The sequence below is a fragment of the Mesorhizobium sp. M0923 genome, assembly GCF_040319365.1.
Lineage (GTDB): Bacteria > Pseudomonadota > Alphaproteobacteria > Rhizobiales > Rhizobiaceae > Mesorhizobium.
Map to the genome: position 1 here is coordinate 70,272 of NZ_JAMYNW010000001.1, position 19,399 is coordinate 89,670.

The following is a 19,399-nucleotide window of genomic DNA, read 5'->3' on the forward strand; positions in this document are numbered from 1 at the left end:
ATGTTTTTCCGACTGCTCCGCTTCGTTCTGGTCCTGATGCTTGTCGCCTCGGCGCCGCTTTCGTTGCGAGCGGTGGCGCAAGGGCTTGGCCAGGCGCCCGCGGGACTGGTCAGTGATCAGCAGAAAATCCTCCAGGACCTGACGACGAAGACCGACAATCTCGAAACGAAGTTCCAGCAGGACGGCGACGATGACGCCAGCCTTGTCGATATTCGGCTGCAGCTGGAAGAAATGTCGCGTGCCTCGCTCAACAGCGCGCTCGCTTTCCGGCCGCGGCTGAGCGAGATCAACAGCCGGCTAGAGCAGCTAGGCCCGCCGCCGGCCGCGGGCCAGCCGGCCGAGCCCGATATCGTGACCGGCGAACGCCAGGCGCTGGCCTCCGAAAAAGCCGAGATCAATGCCGTCATCGCCACGGCGCAAAACCTGTCGATCCGCATCAGCGGGCTGATCGAGAAGATCGGCAATATGCGCAGCGAGCTTTTCCGCAACCAGCTCACCAAGCGCTACGTGCTGTCCGATGCATTGAGCCCGGAGGTCATTTCCGATGCCAACAACGAATTTACCAGTTTCTACAAGGCGGTGTCGTCCTGGCTGAGCTTTGCCTTCAAGTTCAAGTTCCAGGCCGTTCTTGCCGCGGCCTTGATGGCGCTTGCCTTGGCCGCCGTGCTTTTCGTCGGCGGGCGGCGCCTGTTCGGCCGTGTGTTCGAAGCGGACCCCTCGGTGGAGGATCCCTCCTATCTCAGCCGGCTGTCGGTGGCGTTCTGGTCGACATTGCTGCCGACGCTGGCAGTCGGCGTCTTCCTTGCCTCGACCATTTTCTTTTTCAATTATTACAACGTCTTGCGCGGCGATATCGGCATCTTCCTGAATGCGCTGGCTGCCGTTGTCGCGGGTGTGTTCTGCGTCAACCGGCTGACCAATGCGGCGCTTGAGCCGCGACTGCCGAACTGGCGTCTGATCCCTGTCGAAACCGGCCCGGCGCGCTGGCTGGTGCGGCTGACGACGGCCATGGCCGTCGCCATCGGCATCAATTATTTCCTGTCGGTCGTGAACGACAAGATGGGCTCGCCGCTGTCGCTGACCATCGCCAGAAGCTTTGTCGCCACCATCATCGTCGGCGTCATCCTGATCCTGATGGGCCTGCTGAAGCCGTTCAAGGCCGCCGACGGGATCTGGCGGCCGTGGCCGGCGTGGCTGCGTTACACCGCCGTGGCGCTGGGGCTGTTCACCATCGCGTCGGCGCTGTTCGGCTATATCGGCCTTGCCATGTTCGTCTCGGTGCAGGTCGTGATCACCGGCACCATCCTGGTCACCGCCTATATCGGCTTCCTGTCGGCGCGGGCGATCGGCGAGGAAGGCGGCTTCGCCAATAGCTCGATCGGCCGTTGGCTATCCGCCAATTCAAGCTATGAGCCGACCGCGCTCGACCAGCTCGGCCTGGTCGTCAGCGTCGCCATCAACGTGATGATCGTGCTGGTGTTCCTGCCGCTGATCCTGTTGACGTGGGGCTTCCAGCCCGGCGACATCCAGGCTTGGGCCTACAAGCTGGCAACGGGGCTGACCATCGGCTCGGTGACGATCTCGATCACCGGCATCCTCTCAGGCGTCGTTGTCTTCATCATCGGCTATTTCCTGACGCGCTGGTTCCAGGGATGGCTGGACGGCTCGGTGATGGCGCGCGGCCGCGTCGACACCGGCGTGCGCAATTCGATCCGGCTGGCGGTCGGCTATGCCGGCGTCGCCGTCGCGGCACTGGTCGGCATCTCGGCCGCCGGCATCGACCTCTCCAGCCTCGCGCTGGTCGCCGGTGCGCTGTCCCTCGGCATCGGCTTCGGCCTGCAGAATGTCGTCTCGAACTTCGTCTCGGGCCTGATCCTGTTGGCCGAGCGGCCGTTCAAGGTCGGCGACTGGATCGTCGCCGGCGACATCAGCGGCACTGTCAAGAAGATCAGCGTGCGCGCCACCGAGATCGAGACGTTCCAACGGCAATCGGTGATCCTGCCCAATTCAAACCTGATCAACAATGCGGTCGGCAACTGGACGCACCGCAACAAGCTCGGCCGCGTCGACATCAAGGTCGGCGTTGCCTATGGTAGCGACGTCAAGCACGTGCATGGCGTCCTTTTGGAGATCGCACGCAGCCATCCGCTGGTGCTGAAGAACCCGGAACCCTTTGTGCTGTTTTCCAATTTCGGCCCGGCCGCACTCGAATTCGAGATTCGCGTGTTCCTGGCAGACGTTCTTAGTGGCAATATCGTCCAGAACGACATCCGCTTTGCAATCTTCGATGTGTTCGCCGACCAGCATATCGAAATTCCGTCGGCGCCGCGCGCCGTCGTCGAGACCAAAAAGCACGAGGCGTGGCCGATCGACGACGACAAGATCGAAGTCGAATTCGCCGAGCGAGAGCAAGCAAAAGCACTGGCAGTGGCGGAGGCGAAACGTCTCGCCAAGTCGGGACGCAAGGTGCGGAAGCCTGATCCTGACTAGCTGTTTGGAGCTTGCCTTCAAGCCTTCGGAAACCAATTGCGGCATGAATGCGGCATTCAGTTGCCGTTCAGCTTGCATTGCATATAAGCTCACCTGCAAACGGCGAGAATGCCTTGCAAAATGCAACAGAGGCGGTGGCAACACCGATACTGCAAAATGTGGAAGTCTCTCGTCGCCGCCATCGCTTTTCTGGCCGTGGGCGGTTCGGCCCATGCCGCCAGCGCGGTCAACAAGGACGCTGAGACCCGCACGCTGATCGTGACCGAAGGCGGCGGCAAGACCGAGCTGGCGCTGGCCGCCGGCGAAACCGTGGAATTTTGCCCGAGCGGCTGTTTTGTTACCTTGCCGAATGGCGACCTCGAGGCGCTGACCGGTTCGGAGACCATTGAGATCTCGGGCGGCGTCGCGCGCATCAAGTAAAGTCGACGCCATGATTTTTTGAAGGCCGGGCAAACGCCCGGCCTTTTATTTGCTTCCGGTAATCGGCGATGAAGGTATGCACTTTTCTTCGAAGCTGCGCAGGACGGGCTCTAGCAGCGCCTTCGTACTGAGCAGGGCGAAGGCGTAGGTCTAACTGCATTCGACGGGCTGGTGGCGCGGGCTTTTTTGGCGATGTCGCAAACAGGCTGCAAGCGCGGCGCGGCGCCGCCCTATAGTCTGGCGCAATAGCATCTTGGAGTCGCGGGCAATGGCAGGGTTTCCGGAAAAGGCGAAGGTCGTCATCGTCGGGCTTGGCGGCATCGTCGGCGCATCGGTCGCCCATCACCTGATCGAGCGCGGATGGGACGATATTGTCGGCATCGACAAATCAGGCATCCCGACGGATATCGGCTCGACGGCGCATGCCTCCGACTTCTGCTACACGACCAGCCACGATTTCCTGTCGTGCTGGACGACGCTCTATTCCATCGATTTCTACGAAAAGATGGGCCATTACGCGCGCATCGGCGGCCTCGAGGTCGCCCGCGTCGGCGACGACGCCCGCATGGCGGAGATCAAGCGCAAGATCGCCTCGGCGAAGGCCTTCGGCACACGCGCCCGCCTGATCGATCCCGCCGAGATCAAGGAAAAATTCCCGCTGATCGAAGAACAGATGGTACAGGGCGGCCTGTGGGATCCCGACGCCGGCCTCGTCATCCCGCGCTCGCAGACGGTCGCCGGCAAGCTGGTCGACCAGGCGGAAGCCTCCGGCAAAGTCAGGGCGTTTGCCAATACCTCCGCCAAGTCGCTCGTCATCGAGAACGGCCGCATCAAGGCCGTGGTGACCGACCGCGGCACTATCGAAGCCGACTATGTCGTGGTCTGCACCGGAATCTGGGGACGGCTTATTGCGGAAATGGCGGGCGAGGACCTGCCCGTGATGCCGATCGACCATCCGCTTACCTTCTTCGGGCCGTACACCGAGTTCGCCGGCACCGGCAAGGAGATCGGCTGGCCGCTGCTGCGCGACCAGGGCAACTCGGCTTACATGCGCGATACCGGCGATCCCAAGACGGCCGAAGGCGGGCAGATCGAGTGGGGCTACTACGAAGAGACCAATCCGCGCCTTTGCCATCCGCGCGACATTCTCGAGAAAAACGAGGCACGGCTTTCGCCGTCGCAGCGCGATCTCGACATGGAGCAGATCATGGCGCCGCTCGAGCGCGCCATGGAACTGACGCCGATCCTGGGCGAGTTGGGCTACAATGAGAGCCATTCCTTCAACGGCCTGCTGCAGGTGACGGCGGACGGCGGCCCGTCGATGGGCGAAAGCCAGAAGGTGAGGGGCCTCTGGTATGCCGTTGCCATCTGGGTCAAGGATGGCCCCGGCATGGGCAAGCTCATCGCCGACTGGATGACGGACGGCCGCACGGCGATCGACCACCACGCCATCGACTATTCGCGTTTCTATCCGCACCAGACGAAAGAGCAGTTCATCTGGGACCGCTGCACCGAAACCGCGATGAAGGTCTACAACCCGGCTGTCCATCCGCGCGAACCCTTCTCTAAGGCCCGCAACGTCCGCCGTTCGCCCTTCTGGGAGCGCGAGAAGGAACTCGGCGGCTATTTCATGGAGCTCGGCGGCTGGGAGCGCGCCCATGGCTACGCCGCCAACGAGCATCTGCTCGAGAAATACGGCAACCGGGTGCCGATGCGTCAAAACGAATGGGATAACCGCCATTTCTGGCGCGTCTCGAATGCCGAGCATCTCGCCATGAGCGAGGATTGCGGCATCGTCAACCTGTCGCATTTCGCCATGTACGACGTCGAAGGCCCCGATCACGTCGCGCTGATGGAATGGCTGTGCGCGGCAAAGATCGGCGGCGACGGCAATATCGGCAAGGGCATCTATACCCATTTCCTCGATGAGGAAGGCATGGTGCGCGCCGACCTGACCGTCATCCGCATGGCCGACCGCTGCCGCGTGATCGACGGCGCCGATGCCGGACCGCGCGACTTCCAGTACATGCGCCGGACGGCAGAAGACAAAGGCTTCGACGTTACCGTCACCGACGTGACCGAGAAGTACGTGACCGTCGGCATCTGGGGTCCGAATGCGCGGGCGGCATTGAGCAAGGTCGTGGAAAATCCCGACGGACTGACGCCGGAGAATTTTCCCTTTGCCGCCATCAAGCCTGTCAGGATCGCCGGCAAGGACGTGACCGCCTTCCGCATCTCCTATGTCGGCGAGCAAGGCTGGGAACTGCATATGCGCTACGAGGACGGCCTGGCCGTCTGGGACGCCCTGCGGTCGACCGGCGTAATGGCCTTTGGCGTCGAGACCTATGCCAACAGCCGCCGCATGGAGAAGAGCCTGCGCCTGCAGAACGCGGATCTCTTGACCGAGTACAATCTGCTGGAGGCTGATCTTGCCCGGCCGAAGGTCAAGGAGGCCGATTTCTGCGGCAAGGCAAAGCATCTGGAATATCGCGCCCGGGCGCATCAGCCGGCCATGCTTTGCACCCTTGTGATGACGGACAATACCGATTCCAAAGGCGTTCCCCGCTATCCGGTCGGCACGATGCCGGTGATGGACCCGCAAACCGGTGAGACGCTGGTCGACGAGCTCGGCCGTCGGTCGTTCACGACCTCGGTGGCCTATGGTCCGACCCTCGGCAAGAATATCGCACTCGCCTACCTGCCCTGGGCTTACTGCCAGGAGAGCCGCAAGTTGAGCGTCGAATATTTCGGCGAGAAATACCCGGTCGAAGTGGCCGCCGTCGGCTACAGGCCGCTCTACGACCCGGAGAACCTCAATCCGCGCAGCTGAACTTAGAGACGTGCTCGCAAAAACGTGACTGGAACAGCCGCGCTCTCGGCCGGGCTTTCCTCTTTGTCGGTCGTCGATTTTAGCTTACCGTGCGGCATGTCTGCTTTTGCCTGTGCAAGACATCTCGTCTCGGGTGCCGCCGCGCTGGCGTCGGTGCTATGGCCGGCGGCAATCTCCCGCGCCGCCGAGCCGGTTGACGTCGAACTGGTGCTGGCAGTCGACGTGTCCTTGTCCATGTCGCCCGACGAGCTCGAAATCCAGCGCCACGGCTATGCGGCGGCGCTGACGCACGACGACGTGCTGCAGGCAATCGGCGACGGCGCTCACGGCAAGATTGCCGTCACCTACGTCGAATGGGCAGGCGCGACCTGGCAGCAGGTCGTTGTGCCGTGGACGGTAATCGCCAACCGTGCCGACGCCGAGCGGCTGGCAGCGCAGCTTTCCGCTCATCCGCCGGCCAGTGCCAGGCGCACCTCCATCTCCGGCGCGCTGGAATTCGCCAGCGATCTGTTCGCCGAAAGCGGCTTCCAGGGCGTCAAGCGGGTGATCGACATTTCGGGCGACGGCCCCAACAACCAGGGCGCACCTGTCGACATCACCCGCGACGCCGTGATCAAGCAGGGCATCACTGTCAACGGCCTGCCGCTGATGACCAAGGGCGGCGGGTTCAGCAGCGCTTACGATGTCAACAATCTCGACCGTTACTACAGCGATTGCGTCATCGGTGGGCCAGGTTCCTTCATGATCCCGGTCAATGACTGGACGCAGTTTCCGGAGGCCATCCGCCGCAAGCTGGTGCTGGAGCTTGCCGGTCCGGCCTCGCCGCAGCGAGCGGCGGAAGAGGCGGCGCATCCGCCATTGGTGCTGGCACAGGACATCCCCGTCACCGACTGCCTAGTCGGCGAAAAAATGTGGCGCGACCGCAGCTGGATGTACAACAGCCGCTAATGGCGAAGTTTGCTGCCGGCGGCCACATACCGCAGTGCAGCATCGGCTTCATTGACAAGCCTGCGGGCGTCTGTGACACAATTCCCATCCGAACAAAAAAGGGGAACCGACATGAACAGGATCGGAATTCTTGCCACAGGCTTGGCGCTTGCCGCTGGGTTGTGCGCGCCGGCGATAGCCGCCACATCGGTCAGCATCGGCATCAGCGGATGGACGGGCTTTGCGCCGCTGACGCTCGCCAAGCAGGCCGGCATCTTCGAAAAGCATGGCCTCGACGTCACCTTGAAGAAGGTGCCGCAAGCCAGCCGGCCGCTCGCCATCGCCAGCGGCGACCTGCAATGCGCCGCCACCACGGTCGAGACCTGGCTGGTCTGGAACGCCAACGGCGTGACGACCAAGCAGATATTCCAGCTCGACAAATCCTACGGCGCCGACGGCATCGTCGCCCGCAACGACATCAAGACCGTTGCCGATCTCAAGGGTAAGTCGGTCGCGTCTTCGGCGCCGGGCACGTCACCCTATTTCATGCTGGCCTGGGTGCTCAACAAGAATGGCATGTCGACCAAGGACGTGACGGTCGTCAATCTGGAGCCGGATGCCGCGGCGCAGGCGTTTCTTGCCGGACAGAACGATGCGGCAGTCACCTATGAGCCGTTCATCTCGGCGGTGCGCGAAAAATCCGAGCAGGGGCATATCCTCGTGACCACTCTCGACTATCCGATGGTGCTCGACACCGTCGGCTGCACGCCGGAGTTCCTCAAGGCCAATCCGGATGCGGCCAAGGCGCTTGCCGACAGCTATTTCGAGGCGCTCGACCTGATCAAGAGCGATCCGGCGAAATCCTATGAGACGATGGGCGCCGACGTGAAGCAGTCGGCCAAGGAGTTCGAAGAGTCGGCCAAATACCTGAAATGGGCCGACAAGGCTGAAAACAAGCAGTTCTTCACCAAGGAGTTCCAGGACTTTTCCAAGACCGCCGGCGAGCTTCTGCTGCAGATGGGCCTGATCAAGGAAGCGCCCGACGTCTCGACATTGGCCGACACCAGCGCCGTCGCCGACTGACCGGCAGGATTGTCGCCCGGCGGCGGTGCCCTGCGCCGCCGCTTTTTCATTCAGATCAAAGGACGGTTGACGATGCCGCGCCCCTTGCATCCGGTCTCGCCCGGCATTCGAACCGTGCTCGGCATCTCGTTCTTCGTGCTGTTCGTGGCGTTCTGGGCGTGGATCACGCTTGGCGGCCACGTCAATCGCATCTTCCTTGCCGATCCGCTTTCGATGCTGAGAGACGGCTGGCGGCTGCTGGTCGAGGACCGCTTCTGGCTCGACATCCTCATCACCATCTGGCGCGTCTTCGGCGGGTTTCTGATGGCAGCCATCGTTGCCGTCCCGCTCGGCATCGTGATGGGCGCCTGGAAGCCCGTGGAGGCGTTCCTGGAGCCGTTCGTCTCCTTCGCCCGCTATCTGCCGGCATCGGCCTTCATCCCGCTGCTCATCCTGTGGGCGGGCGTCGGCGAACTCGAAAAACTGCTGGTGATCTTCGTCGGCTCGGTGTTCCAGATCATTCTGATCATCGCGGTCAAGGTCGGCGGCACACGGCGCGACCTGGTCGAGGCGGCCTACACGCTGGGCTCGTCCGACAACGGCATCGTGCGGCGCGTGATCATGCCGGCCAATGCGCCGGAGATTGCCGAGACCCTGCGCCTGGTGCTCGGCTGGGCCTGGACCTATGTCATCGTCGCCGAGCTGATCGGCTCGTCGTCGGGCATCGGTTACATGATCATCAACAGCCAATCGCGGCTGGCGACGGGGCAGATCATCTTCGGCATCATCGTCATCGGCCTGATTGGGCTGTTGTCCGATTTCGCCTTCAAGGCGCTCAACCGTTGGCTGTTTCCATGGAGCCTGGCGTGAGCAAGCTTCTTATTGAAGGCGTCTCGCGCACGTTTGCCGGTGTCGGCGGCGGGCAACCGGTCCAGGCGCTGATGCCGATCGATCTGGCGGTCGCCGCCAACGACTTCATCACCATCCTCGGGCCGTCCGGCTGTGGAAAATCGACGCTGCTCAGGATCGTCGCCGGCCTCGAAGCGCCGAGTGAGGGCCGCGTGTTGCTCGACGGCAAGGCGGTGGACCGGCCGGGTCCAGACCGTGGCATGGTTTTCCAGTCCTATACGCTGTTCCCGTGGCTGACGGTCGCCGAGAACATCGCCTTCGGCCTGCGCGAACGTGGAATGGCCGAGCGCGAGCGCAGCGACATCGTCGCGTCCTATGTCGATCTGGTCGGTCTGAAAGGTTTTGAGAACCATTGGCCGAAGCAGCTTTCCGGCGGCATGCAGCAACGCACGGCGATTGCCCGGGCACTGGCCAACGATCCGGAGATCCTGCTGCTCGACGAGCCGTTCGGCGCACTCGACAACCAGACCCGCGGGCTGATGCAGGAACTGCTTCTCGGCATCTGGGAGCGCCGGCAAAAGACGGTGCTGTTCGTCACCCACGACATCGAGGAGGCGATCTTCATGGCGTCGCGCGTGGTGGTGATGACGGCGCGGCCCGGCCGCATCAAGTCGGACGTTGCCGTCGACCTGCCGCATCCGCGCCACTATACGCTGAAGACCAGCCCGGAGTTTTCGGCACTGAAGGCGCGGCTGACGGAAGACATCCGCGTCGAGGCAATGCGCACGGCCGAAGCGCATTAACTCAGTGGACTTTCTTCAGCTGATGGCTCGGATCAAGCCGCCAGAAGCTGCTTGCGGTCGACGCGTTCTTGTTGCGGCGAGCGGGCATAGAGTTCGCGATAGCATTTGGAGAAATGCGAGGCGGAAACAAAGCCGCAGGCGACTGCCACTTCGACCACCGGCAACGACGACTGGATCAGCAGGTGCCGGGCGCGGTCGAGGCGGATTTCCAGATAGTAACGGGCAGGGGAGCGCCCCATCTCGGTGCGGAACAGGCGCTCGATCTGCCGACGCGACAGGTCGACATGGTCAGCGATCTCGATCAGCGAGAGCGGCTCGGAGAGATTGGCCTCCATCAGCTCGATAATGGTCAGAACCTTGGAATTCTGCACGCCGAGACGGGCGCGTAGCGGCAGGCGCTGGCGGTCGGTCGGGCTGCGCACGCGATCGGTCAGCACCTGCTCGCAGACGCGGTTGACGAGGCTCTCGTCGAAATCGTCGCCGATCAGCTTCAGCATCATGTCGAGCGCGGCGGTGCCGCCGGCGCAGGTGTAGATGTTCTGGTCGATCTCGAAGAGGTCGGCGAAGACATTGGCCTTGGGGAACGCCTCGGAAAAGCCCGGCAGGTTCTCCCAATGGATGGCGCAGCGCTTGTTGGACAGCAGGCCGGCGGCGGCCAGGATATGTGCGCCGGTGCACAGGCCACCGACGGCAACGCCGCGATTGTACTCCTCGCGCAGCCAGGCAAAGGCCGATTTGTTCTGGTAGCGCTCGACATTGATGCCGCTGCAGACGATGGCCATGTTCGGCCGGTCCGGTCCGGACATTTTCTTGCGCTCTTCCTCCAGCGAGGTGTTGACGGCGCATTCGACGCCATTCGAGGCGCGCACCGGCTTGCCGTCGATGCTGGCGAGCCGCCAGCGATAGGCTTCATAGCCGAGCATGCGGTTGGCCGAACGCAACGGATCAAGCGCCGTCGCGAAGGCGATCATGGTGAAATCGGGGATCAGGAAGAATACAAACGATCGCCGGATCGGGTGCTTTACGACGTTCACGGGTAGATCCTCACGCTGCAATGGCGCGAACAGGATGTCGCGATCAGCATAGCGACATCAGGAAAAACGTTTCCTGTCAATTGGCTAGATGGCAACGGAAAGACTTTATTTGCGACATGGGTCGCAAATGGGCAATCGCTATGCGGCGAAGGGCACAACGTGCCGCCGGATTGTCCAAACGAACCGAACAGTCTGCGCACACGAAAACGCCGCCTCGGCAAAGCCGAAGCGGCGCTGGATCGACTTCGAAGCAGCGCTAGGCTGCTTCTGCCAAGATTTGCTGTTTCAGGCGACAAAGCCGAGGCGCGCGGCGGCCATGGCACCGGTCTGGCCAGGCATGGTGTTAGCCAGGCGCTGGCGCTCGAGCGCGGTCGTCAGGTTCATTTCGCGGCGGGCAAAGAGGCGGGCAAAAAGCTTCATGATCATCTCCATTCGGTTGCTCAGACGGGTCGCCTTCGCTTGATGGAGTGGGGCAGCTCGTTTGTTGATGATGATATAGGCTTAGGTGAGGGGAAACTAAATCGCAAAAGCGAAGCACTTGATATGAAAAGCGACACGGAATGCGACAAATTTGGGCATTCTGCCCAGGATTTACGATTATTTACAACGTGTTGATTGCCGGCGCGGGCTGCTATGCGACTTGCTCATATGCGTCATGCGGCGGCGACATGGCTCGGGGAAATCATTTGAATACAAACAAAAAGGCCTGCCGGGCTGATCTGCGCGGCAGGCCTTCAGCTGTTGATACACACGGTTACTTTGCTCCGGCCCAAGATCCCACACCATGGCGAGTGCCAGTCTTGGCATCGGCAGCTTCGGGCCAGCCGATATCCTTCTGCAGTTCAATCGGCAGCGCGCGGATGGCGCGTTCCGTCTGGTAGCGGGCACGGGCCTCGCTGAACTCGGTCGCGATCCGACCGATGGATGACAGGATAGACATCTCATTCTCCTTCGCGTTGGGCCGGGATTGTCCCGGCGCTTGCAGCGTCAGGCGGTACACCGGGTTTGTTTCAGCTTCATTTCGTGTCGATTGCAGGTCCGTGTCATGGTTGTTTCGGGACCACTTCTACGTGTCTTGCCTTCGATGGAGTTGACTATCCTCCCAAACTGATGTTCAATCAAACGAAATGGAATGATGGTTTGCATCAGAAAAATTGAAGGTCGCTCCCCATGAACGCCCCACTCAATCATCCACTGCCGCTGCTCGATCTCGATGTTCTGCGCACTTTCGTCGCAATCGCCGAGACCGGCAGTTTCACCACTGCGGCCAATGCGGTCTTCCGCACGCCGTCGGCCGTCTCCATGCAGATCAAGAAGCTGGAGGACATTCTCGGCCGCTCGGTGTTCGCGCGCGACGCCCGTTCGGTGACGCTGACCACCGATGGCGAGATGCTGCTCGGCTATGCGCGCCGGCTGCTGTCGATCAATCGCGAGGTGGTGTCGAAGTTCATCATTCCAGACATTGTCGGGGTGGTGCGGCTCGGCTCGCCGGACGATTACGGCGAACGTGTGCTGCCGCATGTGCTGAAGCGGTTCGCACAATCGCATCCATCGATCGCAGTCGACGTCACCATCGACCAGAGCGTCAATTTGCGCCGGCGCATGGACGACCGGGCGCTCGACATCACGCTGCTCACCAACTCCTACAAGACCAGCGCGATCGGCGCCGAAGTGCTGCTCACAGAGCCGATCGTCTGGGCCGGTGCCAAGGGCGGTTGCGCGCATCTGCGCGAGCCGCTGCCGGTCTCATTGTGGGAAGAGGGCTGTGCCTGGCGGGCAGGGGCATTGGAGGCGCTTGGCCGCGAGGGCCGCAACTACCGCATCGCCTATATGAGCGCACACACGGCCGGCCAGCGCGCCGCGATCATGGCGGATCTTGCAGTCGCGCCGCTGCCGAAATCGTTCCTCGGCAGTGACATGGTCGAGTTGTGCCCGAAGGACGGTATGCCTGACATCGGCACCTACAATCTCGCCATGGTGGTGACGCCAGACGCCAGCGCGCCGGTGAAGGCAGTCGCCGACCATATCCGCGCGACGTTTGAGATGTTCAGGGAAACTGGGAAGTTCTGACCCAAACTACGACCTGAGCGGCGCAACCAGATCGCGAGGGGTTCCGTCGCGGTCTGTCCTCTGCAGCGACAACACGCCTGCCGTGGCATGATAACTGTCAGTTTCGTTGGTCAAGAAGGCCACTATACTGTCCCGCGCGCGTCGCGCCTCCGGCATGTCGATCAACGGCCAGACATGGAACATGCCTTGCTCGTGGACGACCTCAATTTCGACGCCGGCCGCGCGTGCCTTTTCAGCGAAGATCAGATTGTCGGGGGTGAGCAGATCGCGTGAACCGGTCAGCAGCAACGTTTTGGGCAGCACCGACAGGTCGCCGTAAACCGGGCTGATGCGCCAGTCGGTGGGATCTATACCGGCGCTGTAAAGCCGGATCGCCTCGCGGCCGCCAGCAATGCCCAGCCACGGATCGTTGCGTTCAGCCTCATACATTTCTGGGTTGGCGAGCGACACGTCGAGGCCGGGCGAAATCAGCACGTGGCGTGATGGCAAGGGCAGGCCGTCTTGCGCAGCCATCATGGTCAGCACGACGGCCATGTTTCCGCCGGCGGAATCGCCCATGAAGATGATGTCATTCGCCCCGGTTTCGCCGAACATCTGGCGGTAGACGGCGCCGACCATGCCGAACATGGCGTGGAAATCGTGTTCGGGAGCAATGGGATAGATCGGCACAGTGATGCCGAACCCGAGACGGTCGGCCATGTCCGCGATCAGCCGCCAATGATAGGGTGTGATTTCAAAGACGTAAGCGCCGCCGTGCAGGTAGAGAATCCGCCTCCGCTCGCCAGCCTTGGGCGCGATCTCGTAGACGGGGAAGCCGCTGATCGTGCGGGTTGTGATCTCCAGGCGCGACTGCAGCGACGCAGGCGGCTGATGGTTTTCAGTCTTGCGCGCATAGGCGATCCAGCGCTGCAGGTTCTCCGGGCTGGAAAACGCCTTCTTGCGGCTGTACCTGAGGACGAACGACACGACGTGGCTTTTGAGGCTGGGCATACAGATACACGGACTTCGGCTGAGCCGACTAAGAGAACCCCCGACTATTTCGAAGATTGTGTCGCCACCAAAAAAGTCAAGATTTATGCGATCTCAACACGGTGGTTTGATCCCGGCCGGCGACAAAGTGTCCGGCCTATGGAGTCCCTGGCCCAGCGGCGCAGCTCAACGCCGGGGCAGTAATGCGGCGCGCAGCCAATTGCTGGGTGCAGCCGGAGCCGCATTGCGGCCCCGGCGAATACCGAGCAGCTTGCATTTGTCGGTGAATTTCATCCGCGCTGCATGCCCCAGCCGACCGAAAGCTGCTTTTTGCTCGATCGCGGCGACACCGGCCAGCCAATGTCCTTCTGGATCTCAGGCGGCAGGCTGTTCAGGATGCGCAGTGACTTGCGCGCTTCGCGTGCTTTCTTGAAGGCCGCACCATAGCGGCCGAGGCTTTCGAACATCGACATCTTGATCTCCTTTGGAGCGTTGCGGTGGCCGGAAACTGGTTCTGCCTGCCGTTCGATGCCGGTTAAATGCACCGCCTATGTATCTGGCGGATTTCACGAAAACGCGATTTCGTTTCCAGATCGGCGCGATCTGGAAACATTTGCATACAAATGAAAATGGAAGGTATGACAGGCCTAGCGGGGGCGAGTCATCCCCGCCCGCGCCGCGCGGCGTGGCCTTCGCGCGAACGCCGCCGCGGGGCGGCGTCGCCGGCAATGCCGTCTTCGCTCACCGTCTTGCGCGGCGGCAGTTTGACCGCCGCCGAAAGCTTGGGGAACGGGTCGATCTTGTTCGGCAGCGCCATGGCGTAGACGAAATGCTCCTGGAATTTCGGCTCCAGGGCCGTCTCAATCTTCTCGATCCTGCTGACGGTTTCCTCGATCTCGCGGCGATAGCCGCGGTTCAACAGCGCCATGCGGGCACCGGCGCCGGCCGCATTGCCAACGGCCGAGACCTTGTCGAGGTCGCAATCCGGGATCAGGCCCAGCACCATTGCGTATTTCGGGTCGATGAACGAGCCGAATGCACCGGCGAAGTGGATGCGGTCGACATGATCAGTGTGCTGCTTTTCCATCAAAAGCTTGGTGCCGGCATAAAGGGCGGCCTTGGCAAGCTGGATAGCGCGCACGTCGGTCTGGGTGATGGTGATCTTGGGCCCGCCTTCCTTCAGCACATAGGAGAAGGTGCGGCCGTTGGCGACGACGCGCGGCGAGCGGGCGCTCAGCGATCCGTCGACGACACCGTCCTCGGAGATGACGCCGGCGAGATACATCTCGGCGACTACCTCGATGATGCCGGAGCCGCAGATGCCGGTGACGCCGGTCGCCTGCACGCTGTCGAGGAAGCCCGGCTCGTCGGACCAGAGTTCCGAGCCGATGACGCGATATTTGGGCTCCAGCGTTTCGGGATCGATACGGACGCGCTCGATGGCACCCGGTGCGGCGCGCTGGCCGCCGGAGATTTCCGCGCCCTCAAAGGCCGGGCCGGTCGGCGAGGATGCCGCCACGACCCGCTGGCGATTGCCGAGCACGATCTCGGCATTAGTGCCGACATCGACGATCAGCATCATTTCGTCCTGGCGGTGCGGCCCCTCCGACAGCGTCACCGCCGCCGCATCGGCGCCGACATGGCCGGCAATGCAAGGCAGCATATAAAGCCTGGCGCCCTGGTTGAGCTTCAGGCCGATATCCGATGCCTTGATGTGGACGGCGCCGGAGATCGCTAGCGCGAAGGGAGCGCCGCCGAGCTCGGTCGGATCGATGCCGAGGAACAGATGGTGCATGATCGGATTACCGACGAAAATGGAATCCAGTATGTCGTTGCGCTGGACGCTGCCTTCGGCGCAGACCTTGTCGACGAGGCCCGAAATGGCCTCGCGCACGGCGACTGTCATGCCTTCGCGGCCGTCCGGGTTCATCATCACGTAAGAGACGCGGCTCATCAGATCCTCGCCGAAGCGGATCTGCGGATTGGATGTACCCGACGAGGCGGCGACGCGGCCCGATAGCAACGACACCAGATGCATGGCGATCGTGGTCGAGCCGATATCGCAGGCAAGCCCGTACGCCTCGTTCTTGAGGCCTGGCCACAAGGCGATGACCCGTGCGGTCTCGCTGTCGGTGTCCTTGTGGATGGCGGCGGTCGCTGCCCAGTTGCCTTTGCGCAAAATGCCTTGCACCTGCGGCAACAGATGGAAATCGAAATCGAGGCTCTTGAGGCCCCAGTCCTTCATCAGCGCGATTTTCAGGCGGTCGAGGTCGCCGAGCGGCTTGTGCATGTCGGGTTCTTCGATCTCGACATAGCACATGCGGATTGCCGCATCGCGGGCGATGACCCTGGTGTCGGCGTCTTTGCGGATGGTTTGCGCGTTGATGACGGTGTCCTGCGGCACGTCGACGACGAGATCGCCGAGAATCTGCGCCGAGCAGGACAGGCGGCGGCGTTCGGGCAGCCCACGAACGCGCTCGTAGCGCTCTTCCTTTGCGCCCTTGGGCGAGATGTGGTCGTTGGAGGAAACGATCTTGTGCTTGGCGAAATTGCCTTCCTGCACCTCAATCTGGCAACGCCCACAAGTGGCACGCCCGCCGCACACGCTCTCGACATAGACACCGAGCTGGCGCGCGGCATCCAGCACCGGCGTGCCGACCGGAAACCGCCCCCGCTTGCCAGACGGCATGAACAGCACGAGCGGATCGGTGATGTTGACGGGAGAGTTCATACGTTCCAGACTTTACTTTCTACGCTGCTCAGGTCTTGGCCGCGGCAGCGATGCCGCAGTGTTTCGGTTCCTCCCCAGTCCTAAGCCCCATATCGTGTCGGCCAAGCCATGGCTCAACCCCGGGCCATCCGCGCTTCGCGGCCGCCGCGCCTGCGTCCGCCATTGCCATTGCCATCGCCCGGCGCGTTGACCTGCGTCCGGGCGGCAACGGCCTGGCCGCCTTCGGCAGGCTTGTAATCCTTGTAGGTCCTGATCCAGTTGGTGCAGTTCTCATCGGTGCCGTTCAGCACATTGGCGCCACGCACCGCTTCCATTTCCTGCGGCCGCACCGGGTTCATGATCGCCGAGGTCATGCCGGCGCCGATCACCATCGGAATGAAGGCGGCGTTGATGCCATGACGGTGCGGCAGGCCGAACGAGATGTTAGAGAGGCCGCAGGTGGTGTTGACCTTGAGCTCCTCGCGCAGGCGGCGTAGCAGTGCAAACACCTGGCGGCCGGCATCGCCCAACGCGCCGATCGGCATGACCAGCGGGTCGACGACCACGTCATGCGCCGGAATACCGAAGTCTGCGCAGCGCTGAACGATCTTCTTGGCGACGGCAAAGCGCACGTCGGGGTCCATCGAAATACCGGTCTCGTCGTTGGAAATGGCGACGACCGGAACGTTGTATTTCTTGACCAGAGGCAGGATGGCCTCGAGCTTTTCCTCCTCGCCAGTGACGGAGTTGACCAGCGGTCGGCCCTTGGCGACTTTCAGCGCCGCTTCGATCGCCGCGGTCACCGAGGAGTCGATCGACAGCGGCAGGTCGACCAGGCCCTGCACGATCTCCAGGGTCTGCACCAGCAGGCCGGGTTCGGTCTCGTTCGGGTTGACCGAGGTGACGCCGGCATTGACGTCGAGCATGGTTGCGCCGCAGGCGGCCTGTTCCAGCGCATCCCTGATGACGGTCTCAAAATTGCCCGCGATCATTTCGGCGGCCAGCTTTTTGCGGCCGGTCGGGTTGATGCGCTCGCCGATCACGCAGAAGGGCTGATCGAAGCCGATGATGATTTCTCGTGTCGCCGAGGCGACGATGGTCCGGGTCATGAAATCTCTCCATCGTGATATAAAGAGTTCTTTATATCGTTATCTGTTTCTGATCAAGCGAATGCTGACGATTCGCGCTGTCAATGCGCGGTCTTGACCATGTCGACCTGGGTTTCGGTGAGGTCGTCATGCAGTATGTGGTCGAGCCGGTCGGCAACGAGCTGGTCGTCGCGGCGGATTTCGCGCTTCCACGGCCGGCGGCCCTTCAGCACGCCGGACTCGTCGACGATCTCGGCGACATACTCTTCCTGGCGATAGGCCATCACATGGACGCCGGACACACCTGGAATTTCCTTCACCTCATTGATGATGTCGATGCAGAGCTGCTTGCCTTCCTTCTTCTGATCCTGAGCGCCTTCCAGGCGCTTGACGATCTGATCGGGAATGTGAATGCCCGGCACGTTGGAGCGGACCCATCTGGCCGTCTTGGCCGAGGCCAGCGGCCCGACTCCGCACAGGATGAAGCATTTCTCGGTATAGCCGAGGTCGCGGACCTTCTGCATGTAGGTGCGGAACATCGGTACGTCGAAGCAGTACTGGCTCTGCACGAACTGCGCGCCGGCGGCGATCTTCTTGCCCAGCCGATACGGCCGGAAATCGATCGGCGGCGCGAACGGGTTGATGGCCGCGCCAAGGAAAAGCTGCGGCGGCGTGGTGAGTTTGCGGCCGGACAGGAATTTGCCGTTATCGCGCATGATGCGGCAGGTTTCGAGCAGCGACATGCAGTCGAGATCGAACACCGGCTTGGCGCCGGGCTGGTCGCCGGCCTGCACGCCGTCGCCAGTCAGGCACAGCATGTTGGCAACACCCATCGCGGCACCCCCCAGCACGTCGCCCTGGATGGCGATGCGGTTCCGGTCGCGGCAGGCGATTTGCATGATCGGGGCATAACCCATGCGGGTCAGCAGCGCGCAAATACCGACCGACGACATGTGGCAGTTGGCCCCGGAAGCGTCGACGGCATTGATCGCGTCGACCCAGCCGTCGAAAATCCTGGCGCGGTTGTAGACGTCTTCCGGATCGGCGCTGTCGGGCGGATTGAGCTCGGTCGTCACTGCGAACTCGCCGCGCCGCAGGACCCGCTCAAGCCGGCCGCGCGAGGTGTGACCGGGCAGGGGATCGAGCGGCAAATGGATGCCGGCCGGATTCTCGTCTGGCTGACGGCCGATCATGCCGACGCTCCGGTGTTCGTAGTATTCTGGGCCGCATTGCGGGCGGCCGCGGCCTGCGCGGTCACCCGCAGCCAGGCGGAGGTTTCGCGCAAGGACTGATCCACCGGCTTCTGCACGTCCAAAATCTTGTCGCCATGCACCATGTTCTGCGAGCCTTCCCAGGCCTTGACCCAGACGCAAGGCATATCAGGCTCGACCTCGCAATTGCCGTTGGCGCGCACACCGCCGCAAGGGCCGTTGCGCAATTGCTTAGGGCAGTTCATCGGGCACGACATGCCGGTCGAGGAAAGAATGCACTGACCGCACATGCGGCAGTCGAACATGAAGCCCTTGACGCGCTTCTCGACGAATTTCACCGGCCCTTCGACACGGCTGTAGCCGATGCCTTTCCATAGCGGGTGGAGAGTCAGGAACATGTCGGCGAATTTGGCGTAGAACCACTCGAGCAGCCGCGAATGCCGCACCGACCAAAGCCGCACCGCAAACGAGCGCTGCACGCGCCGCTGCGGCGACACGTCAGCCGGCTTGTAGTCGGATTTCGGCGCCGCCTTCTTGACGATTGTCGCCTGGGTCACGCCGCCTTGAGCCGTCGTCGCCGGCATTGATTGGGGATCAGACATTTTCTTTGCCGCCCGCCTTGACCAGAGCGACCAGCCGCTCACGGTCGTATTTCGCATCGAGCTCCTGAAGAGCCTTCTCGGCCTCGACTTCAAGATCGTCACTGACTGGGACGGGCTCTGCCTTGCGCCATTCGGCAAGATAGTCGTCGGTGCCGCCGGCGCCGGTGCGCATGGCGCACATGTCGATCGCCTCGGTGAAGCGCAGCGGCAGTTCGCGCTTGGCGTTCTGCCGGCCCTTCTTGATGATGACCTGGGCGGGGATGTCGCGCCAGTAGACGACGATCAGATCGGCCATGAATTCCTGCTCCTGGAGAGCGCCGCGCGTCCAATCGAA

The 19,399-nt window shown here is 62.4% G+C and carries 18 protein-coding genes; 8 read left to right on the forward strand and 10 right to left on the reverse strand.

From position 1 onward, the window contains the following. From NKH89_RS00340 to NKH89_RS00370, 7 genes are all read left to right on the forward strand, one after another. A complete protein-coding gene (locus tag NKH89_RS00340; protein ID WP_352484517.1) occupies positions 1-2,490 on the forward strand; it encodes a mechanosensitive ion channel family protein in 2,490 nt (829 codons plus the stop codon). Between the two features lie 156 nt (positions 2,491-2,646). Continuing rightward, complete coding sequence (locus NKH89_RS00345) at positions 2,647-2,910, forward strand: hypothetical protein (protein WP_023676533.1); 264 nt, start codon at positions 2,647-2,649, stop codon at positions 2,908-2,910. Between the two features lie 268 nt (positions 2,911-3,178). After that, positions 3,179-5,740, forward strand: coding sequence for a GcvT family protein (locus tag NKH89_RS00350; RefSeq protein WP_352856330.1), 2,562 nt, complete (start codon positions 3,179-3,181; stop codon positions 5,738-5,740). A 96-nt stretch (positions 5,741-5,836) separates the two neighbouring features. Next, positions 5,837-6,688, forward strand: coding sequence for a DUF1194 domain-containing protein (locus tag NKH89_RS00355; RefSeq protein ID WP_352908295.1), 852 nt, complete (start codon positions 5,837-5,839; stop codon positions 6,686-6,688). Between the two features lie 111 nt (positions 6,689-6,799). After that, the gene (locus NKH89_RS00360) at positions 6,800-7,750 is read left to right on the forward strand and encodes an ABC transporter substrate-binding protein (RefSeq protein ID WP_352908296.1); all 951 of its coding nucleotides are present in this window, start codon (positions 6,800-6,802) and stop codon (positions 7,748-7,750) included. A 72-nt stretch (positions 7,751-7,822) separates the two neighbouring features. After that, complete coding sequence (locus tag NKH89_RS00365; RefSeq protein WP_352484520.1) at positions 7,823-8,599, forward strand: ABC transporter permease; 777 nt, start codon at positions 7,823-7,825, stop codon at positions 8,597-8,599. After that, a complete protein-coding gene (locus NKH89_RS00370) occupies positions 8,596-9,381 on the forward strand; it encodes an ABC transporter ATP-binding protein (protein ID WP_352791112.1) in 786 nt (261 codons plus the stop codon). The genes NKH89_RS00365 and NKH89_RS00370 overlap by 4 nt, the downstream gene beginning before the upstream one ends. A 32-nt stretch (positions 9,382-9,413) precedes the next feature. Here NKH89_RS00370 and NKH89_RS00375 read toward each other — a convergent pair whose 3' ends face one another. The 3 genes from NKH89_RS00375 to NKH89_RS00385 all read right to left on the reverse strand — a co-directional run bounded on the left by NKH89_RS00375 (position 9,414) and on the right by NKH89_RS00385 (position 11,355). Further along, on the reverse strand, positions 9,414-10,352 hold the full coding sequence (locus NKH89_RS00375; RefSeq protein ID WP_302895626.1) for a GlxA family transcriptional regulator: 939 nt from the start codon (positions 10,350-10,352) through the stop codon (positions 9,414-9,416). Between the two features lie 348 nt (positions 10,353-10,700). Further along, positions 10,701-10,847 carry a hypothetical protein gene (locus NKH89_RS00380; RefSeq protein ID WP_198030510.1) on the reverse strand — a complete coding sequence of 49 codons (147 nt, stop codon included), beginning with the start codon at positions 10,845-10,847 and terminating at the stop codon, positions 10,701-10,703. Positions 10,848-11,169: 322 nt separating this feature from the next. After that, a complete protein-coding gene (locus NKH89_RS00385) occupies positions 11,170-11,355 on the reverse strand; it encodes a hypothetical protein (RefSeq protein ID WP_023719925.1) in 186 nt (61 codons plus the stop codon). Positions 11,356-11,585: 230 nt separating this feature from the next. Between NKH89_RS00385 and NKH89_RS00390 the strand changes: the two genes are divergently transcribed. Further along, on the forward strand, positions 11,586-12,485 hold the full coding sequence (locus NKH89_RS00390; protein ID WP_023676521.1) for a LysR substrate-binding domain-containing protein: 900 nt from the start codon (positions 11,586-11,588) through the stop codon (positions 12,483-12,485). Positions 12,486-12,491: 6 nt separating this feature from the next. Here the strand turns inward: NKH89_RS00390 and NKH89_RS00395 are convergent, their stop codons facing one another. The 7 genes from NKH89_RS00395 to NKH89_RS00425 all read right to left on the reverse strand — a co-directional run bounded on the left by NKH89_RS00395 (position 12,492) and on the right by NKH89_RS00425 (position 19,360). Next, positions 12,492-13,475, reverse strand: a complete 984-nt coding sequence (locus tag NKH89_RS00395) for an alpha/beta hydrolase (RefSeq protein WP_023719926.1) — start codon at positions 13,473-13,475, stop codon at positions 12,492-12,494. Between the two features lie 269 nt (positions 13,476-13,744). Further along, positions 13,745-13,927, reverse strand: coding sequence for a hypothetical protein (locus NKH89_RS00400; protein WP_023719927.1), 183 nt, complete (start codon positions 13,925-13,927; stop codon positions 13,745-13,747). Between the two features lie 188 nt (positions 13,928-14,115). After that, positions 14,116-16,185: an ASKHA domain-containing protein gene (locus NKH89_RS00405; protein WP_023719928.1), complete on the reverse strand. Its 2,070-nt coding sequence runs from the start codon at positions 16,183-16,185 to the stop codon at positions 14,116-14,118. 113 nt (positions 16,186-16,298) lie between these two features. Continuing rightward, a complete protein-coding gene (locus NKH89_RS00410) occupies positions 16,299-17,273 on the reverse strand; it encodes a methyltetrahydrofolate cobalamin methyltransferase (protein ID WP_023719929.1) in 975 nt (324 codons plus the stop codon). Between the two features lie 80 nt (positions 17,274-17,353). Further along, positions 17,354-18,445 carry a methylenetetrahydrofolate reductase gene (locus NKH89_RS00415; RefSeq protein ID WP_023719930.1) on the reverse strand — a complete coding sequence of 364 codons (1,092 nt, stop codon included), beginning with the start codon at positions 18,443-18,445 and terminating at the stop codon, positions 17,354-17,356. Beyond that, positions 18,442-19,065 (reverse strand): methylenetetrahydrofolate reductase C-terminal domain-containing protein, encoded by a 624-nt coding sequence (locus NKH89_RS00420; RefSeq protein WP_023719931.1) that lies wholly within the window; start codon positions 19,063-19,065, stop codon positions 18,442-18,444. Before NKH89_RS00420 ends, NKH89_RS00415 begins: the two co-directional genes overlap by 4 nt. Next, positions 19,058-19,360 (reverse strand): virulence factor, encoded by a 303-nt coding sequence (locus NKH89_RS00425; protein WP_023719932.1) that lies wholly within the window; start codon positions 19,358-19,360, stop codon positions 19,058-19,060. Before NKH89_RS00425 ends, NKH89_RS00420 begins: the two co-directional genes overlap by 8 nt. Positions 19,361-19,399 lie beyond the last annotated feature (39 nt).

Excerpts from the sequence above, each read along its gene's own strand:
- NKH89_RS00415 (WP_023719930.1), bottom strand. The coding sequence starts at position 18,445 with ATGATCGGCCGTCAGCCAGACGAGAATCCGGCCGGCATCCATTTGCCG.
- NKH89_RS00375 (WP_302895626.1), bottom strand. The coding sequence starts at position 10,352 with ATGATCGCCTTCGCGACGGCGCTTGATCCGTTGCGTTCGGCCAACCGC.
- NKH89_RS00385 (WP_023719925.1), bottom strand. The coding sequence starts at position 11,355 with ATGTCTATCCTGTCATCCATCGGTCGGATCGCGACCGAGTTCAGCGAG.
- NKH89_RS00425 (WP_023719932.1), bottom strand. The coding sequence starts at position 19,360 with ATGGCCGATCTGATCGTCGTCTACTGGCGCGACATCCCCGCCCAGGTC.
- NKH89_RS00410 (WP_023719929.1), bottom strand. The coding sequence starts at position 17,273 with ATGACCCGGACCATCGTCGCCTCGGCGACACGAGAAATCATCATCGGC.
- NKH89_RS00380 (WP_198030510.1), bottom strand. The coding sequence starts at position 10,847 with ATGGAGATGATCATGAAGCTTTTTGCCCGCCTCTTTGCCCGCCGCGAA.
- NKH89_RS00350 (WP_352856330.1), top strand. The coding sequence starts at position 3,179 with ATGGCAGGGTTTCCGGAAAAGGCGAAGGTCGTCATCGTCGGGCTTGGC.
- NKH89_RS00360 (WP_352908296.1), top strand. The coding sequence starts at position 6,800 with ATGAACAGGATCGGAATTCTTGCCACAGGCTTGGCGCTTGCCGCTGGG.
- NKH89_RS00390 (WP_023676521.1), top strand. The coding sequence starts at position 11,586 with ATGAACGCCCCACTCAATCATCCACTGCCGCTGCTCGATCTCGATGTT.
- NKH89_RS00345 (WP_023676533.1), top strand. The coding sequence starts at position 2,647 with ATGTGGAAGTCTCTCGTCGCCGCCATCGCTTTTCTGGCCGTGGGCGGT.
- NKH89_RS00355 (WP_352908295.1), top strand. The coding sequence starts at position 5,837 with ATGTCTGCTTTTGCCTGTGCAAGACATCTCGTCTCGGGTGCCGCCGCG.
- NKH89_RS00395 (WP_023719926.1), bottom strand. The coding sequence starts at position 13,475 with ATGCCCAGCCTCAAAAGCCACGTCGTGTCGTTCGTCCTCAGGTACAGC.
- NKH89_RS00365 (WP_352484520.1), top strand. The coding sequence starts at position 7,823 with ATGCCGCGCCCCTTGCATCCGGTCTCGCCCGGCATTCGAACCGTGCTC.
- NKH89_RS00420 (WP_023719931.1), bottom strand. The coding sequence starts at position 19,065 with ATGTCTGATCCCCAATCAATGCCGGCGACGACGGCTCAAGGCGGCGTG.
- NKH89_RS00405 (WP_023719928.1), bottom strand. The coding sequence starts at position 16,185 with ATGAACTCTCCCGTCAACATCACCGATCCGCTCGTGCTGTTCATGCCG.
- NKH89_RS00340 (WP_352484517.1), top strand. The coding sequence starts at position 1 with ATGTTTTTCCGACTGCTCCGCTTCGTTCTGGTCCTGATGCTTGTCGCC.
- NKH89_RS00400 (WP_023719927.1), bottom strand. The coding sequence starts at position 13,927 with ATGTCGATGTTCGAAAGCCTCGGCCGCTATGGTGCGGCCTTCAAGAAA.